Genomic DNA, 3,554 nt, shown 5'->3' with positions numbered 1-3,554 from the left:
AAGCAGAGGTACGTGAGGCGATCCTAGGTTTTGTCGCAGAAAATGCACCGGTTCCGCCGATGTACTCCGCACTGAAAGTGAATGGAAAAAAGCTCTGCGATCTGGCAAGAGAGGGAAAAACCGTAGAGAGAAAAGCGAGAAAGATCAAGATTCTGGAAATTACGATCGATCAGATCGCCCTGCCTTTTGTCACCATGACCGTTACTTGTTCTAAGGGAACATATATTCGCACACTTTGCCATGACATCGGAGAAAAGCTTGGCTGCGGCGGATGCATGGAATCACTTCTCCGCACCCGTGTCAGCAGTTTTACATTAAAAGACAGCCTGAAACTTCCTGAAATCGAAAAATTGCAGGAATCAGGAAAAATCGAACAGATTCTGATGCCGGTCGATGCTGTTTTTATGCAGTATCCGTGCGTATCGATCCTGGAAGAGCAGGAAAAGATCCTAAGAAACGGCAATCCGTTTCGTGTTCATGAGATACAGAACCTTTTGCCGGAAGGGCAGAACGTGGATGAGCTGAAAAAGGACAGGATCCGCGTGTACGATGCCGGCGGACAGTTCTGTGCGATCTATGAATACCGGGAAGAAAAAGGCATGTTTTTTCCGGTAAAAATGTTTTTATAAAATAGGAATGTGATTATGGAATACATGAAGGGAATTGACGGACTGTATATCCCGGAGGAGACAGCCGTTACACTTGGAAAATTTGATGGCGTGCACAGAGGGCATCAGAAGCTTCTGTCCCGCATTCTGGAAAAAAAGAACCTGAAAAGCGTAATGTTTACCATCAACGGCAGAAAAAGCGGATTTGTTCTGACGGACGAAGAAAAACGGTTCATGTTGGAAAAAACGGGACTTTCTTATCTGATCGACTGTCCGTTCATTCCGTCGGTATCCGGTATGGAGGCAGAGGATTTTGTAAGAGAAATCCTCGTGAACCGGCTGCATGCCAAATCAATTGTTGTCGGAAAAGATTTTCATTTTGGTTATAAACGAGGCGGAGATGCCACTCTTCTTCTCTGGCTCCAGAAAAAATATGGTTTTCAGGTCGAAGTCGTAGAGAAAGAGCAGTATAAAGGCAGAGATATCAGCAGTACCTATGTCAAAGAAGCCCTGGAAGCAGGCGATATGGAACTGGTCAATGATCTTTTGGGCTATCGCTATTTTATTTCCGGTGAAGTGCTTCACGGCAGGCAGATCGGCCGGACACTTGGCATGCCGACCACCAATCTGGTACCGAGCACCAAAAAACTGCTTCCGCCAAACGGTGTCTATCTTTCCAGGACACGCATCGGTGAGCAGGCATATTACGGTGTGACAAACATCGGCTACAAACCGACCATCGGTGAGACGTTCCGCGGAGTAGAAACGTACCTGTTTGATTTTGACGGAGATCTCTACGGAGAAAATATCGATGTAGAACTTTGGAAATTTAAACGGCCAGAGATGAAATTTGACTCTGTCGAACACCTGAAAAATCAGATGCAGGCGGATATTGCTTTTGGAAAGGAGTACTTCTTTGAAAAATAGTATCGGGATGCTTGGCGATCTTATGATGCTGCTTGGCGTGATCTTTATTTTTCTGGGATTTCTGTGCAGACGCTACCGCAACATTCATGCAAAATATAAAGGGCAGGCAGAAGCAACGGTCGTTGAGATCGTGGCCGGCCATCCGGATGAAAAGGGTCTGCAGGAAGGCGTCCATAACTATTTTTATCCTGTCTTTGCTTACTATGCAGACGGCGTGCTGATACGGAAACGGTATCGCTACGGCAGCAATCCCTGCAAATTTGTGCTGAATCAAAAAGTGAATATCAGATACAAGATTTCAAATCCATCGATTTTTATCATAGAAAGAGGAAATTATCTGGAGAGACGGGCAAAAATCCTCTATTATCTCGGGATTTTCCTGGTTCTTGCCGGAACATTTATTTTTATTTTATTTGCTAACCGAAAATGGTTGACGTAGTTTATCATACTGTGCTATACTTAACAAGTATGAATTAAGCCGATATTCAGAGCTGAGGACGACTCCGACCCTGTTCTTAGTATCCGGCGTGTGAAAAACAAGGAGGAAATATCATGATTTCAAAAGAAAAGAAAACAGCTATTATCGCAGAGTATGCAAGAAAAGAAGGAGATACAGGTTCACCGGAAGTACAGATCGCTATCCTGACAGCACGTATTCAGGAGCTGACAGAGCATCTGAAAAATCATCCGAAGGATCATCACTCCAGACGTGGTCTGCTGAAAATGGTTGGACAGAGACGTGGTCTGCTTGCTTACCTTAAGAAAACAGATCTGGAAGGATACCGTGCACTGATTGCAAAACTTGGTATCAGAAAATAATCTGGGAATCACAGGGGGACGGAACGATTTCCGTCCCCTGTTTACGTTGCTTGAAGTATGCGTAAACTTCCAGAATGGTTTCTCCTGACAGAAACCGAGCCGGCAGCTGCTTTACATTCCGAGACCACTGAAAAGTATTTTAACGATATATTTTGATGATAAAATGTTTTTCAGTTGTTTCGGAGAGGCTGCCGTAAAAGCAAAACAAATTCAGAGAAAAAGAAAAGGAGAGTAATTATGTACAAAAGTTTTTCTATGGAACTTGCCGGAAGAACTCTGACCGTTGATGTCGGAAGAGTGGCAGCACAGGCAAATGGTGCGGCATTTATGCATTACGGCGATACTACCGTATTATCAACCGCTACTGCATCCGAAAAGCCTCGTGAAGGGATTGATTTCTTCCCTCTGAGTGTGGAATACGAAGAGAAAATGTATGCCGTTGGAAAGATTCCGGGCGGCTTCAACAAACGTGAAGGAAAGGCTTCTGAAAATGCGATCCTGACATCCCGTGTCATTGACCGTCCGATGCGTCCGCTTTTCCCGAAAGATTACCGCAACGATGTAACTCTGAACAACATGGTTATGTCTGTTGACCCAGACTGCAGTCCGGAGCTGACTGCAATGCTTGGTTCTGCGATTGCAACTGCTATTTCTGATATCCCGTTTGACGGACCGACTGCTACCACACAGGTAGGTCTGATCGACGGTGCGTTCGTATTCAATCCGACCTCCGCACAGCGTCAGGTTTCTGATATGGCTCTGACGGTTGCATCTACCAGAGAAAAAGTCATCATGATCGAAGCCGGTGCAAATGAAGTACCGGAAGATAAGATGATCGAAGCAATTTTTGCGGCACATGAAGTCAATCAGCAGGTGATTGCATTCATTGACAAGATCGTTGCAGAGTGTGGAAAAGCGAAACACAGCTATGAAAGCTGTGCTGTACCGGAAGAACTGTTTGCAGCCATCAAAGAGATCGTAACACCGGAACAGATGGAAGAAGCTGTGTTTACCGATGATAAACAGACAAGAGAAGCAAACATCCGTGAGATCAAAGATAAACTGGAAGAAGCTTTTGCCGAGAATGAAGAATGGCTTGCTGTTCTGGATGAAGCTGTTTATCAGTATCAGAAAAAGACGGTTCGTAAGATGATCTTAAAAGACCACAAACGTCCGGACGGCCGTGCGATCACACAGATC

Annotated in this window: 4 protein-coding genes and 1 pseudogene; all 5 read left to right on the top strand. The window is 44.9% G+C overall.

Translation table 11 applies throughout. The features are described from left to right. Nucleotides 1–629, top strand: a 629-nt coding sequence (locus ACLTL4_RS11130) for a tRNA pseudouridine synthase B (RefSeq protein ID WP_412320548.1), incomplete at its 5' end; no start/stop codon positions are given. 15 nt (nucleotides 630–644) lie between these two features. Next, nucleotides 645–1,535, top strand: coding sequence for a bifunctional riboflavin kinase/FAD synthetase (locus tag ACLTL4_RS11125; protein ID WP_412291034.1), 891 nt, complete (start codon nucleotides 645–647; stop codon nucleotides 1,533–1,535). Beyond that, the gene (locus ACLTL4_RS11120; RefSeq protein WP_173895324.1) at nucleotides 1,525–1,974 is read left to right on the top strand and encodes a DUF3592 domain-containing protein; all 450 of its coding nucleotides are present in this window, start codon (nucleotides 1,525–1,527) and stop codon (nucleotides 1,972–1,974) included. Before ACLTL4_RS11125 ends, ACLTL4_RS11120 begins: the two co-directional genes overlap by 11 nt. 113 nt (nucleotides 1,975–2,087) lie before the next feature. Then, nucleotides 2,088–2,354 carry a 30S ribosomal protein S15 gene (gene rpsO / locus ACLTL4_RS11115; protein ID WP_022119364.1) on the top strand — a complete coding sequence of 89 codons (267 nt, stop codon included), beginning with the start codon at nucleotides 2,088–2,090 and terminating at the stop codon, nucleotides 2,352–2,354. A gap of 237 nt (nucleotides 2,355–2,591) precedes the next feature. Then, nucleotides 2,592–3,554 (top strand): annotated as a pseudogene (locus tag ACLTL4_RS11110) (polyribonucleotide nucleotidyltransferase); the annotation flags it as partial.

The organism is Hominisplanchenecus sp. (assembly GCF_046967715.1).
Classification (GTDB): Bacteria; Bacillota; Clostridia; order Lachnospirales; family Lachnospiraceae; genus Hominisplanchenecus; species Hominisplanchenecus faecis.
The sequence above is the reverse complement of the archived record's forward strand: the minus strand, read 5'-3'. Positions and strand labels throughout refer to the sequence as shown.

What these genes read in the sequence shown, in the direction of transcription:
- ACLTL4_RS11125 (WP_412291034.1), top strand. Translation starts at nt 645, where the DNA reads ATGGAATACATGAAGGGAATTGACGGACTGTATATCCCGGAGGAGACA.
- rpsO (WP_022119364.1), top strand. Translation starts at nt 2,088, where the DNA reads ATGATTTCAAAAGAAAAGAAAACAGCTATTATCGCAGAGTATGCAAGA.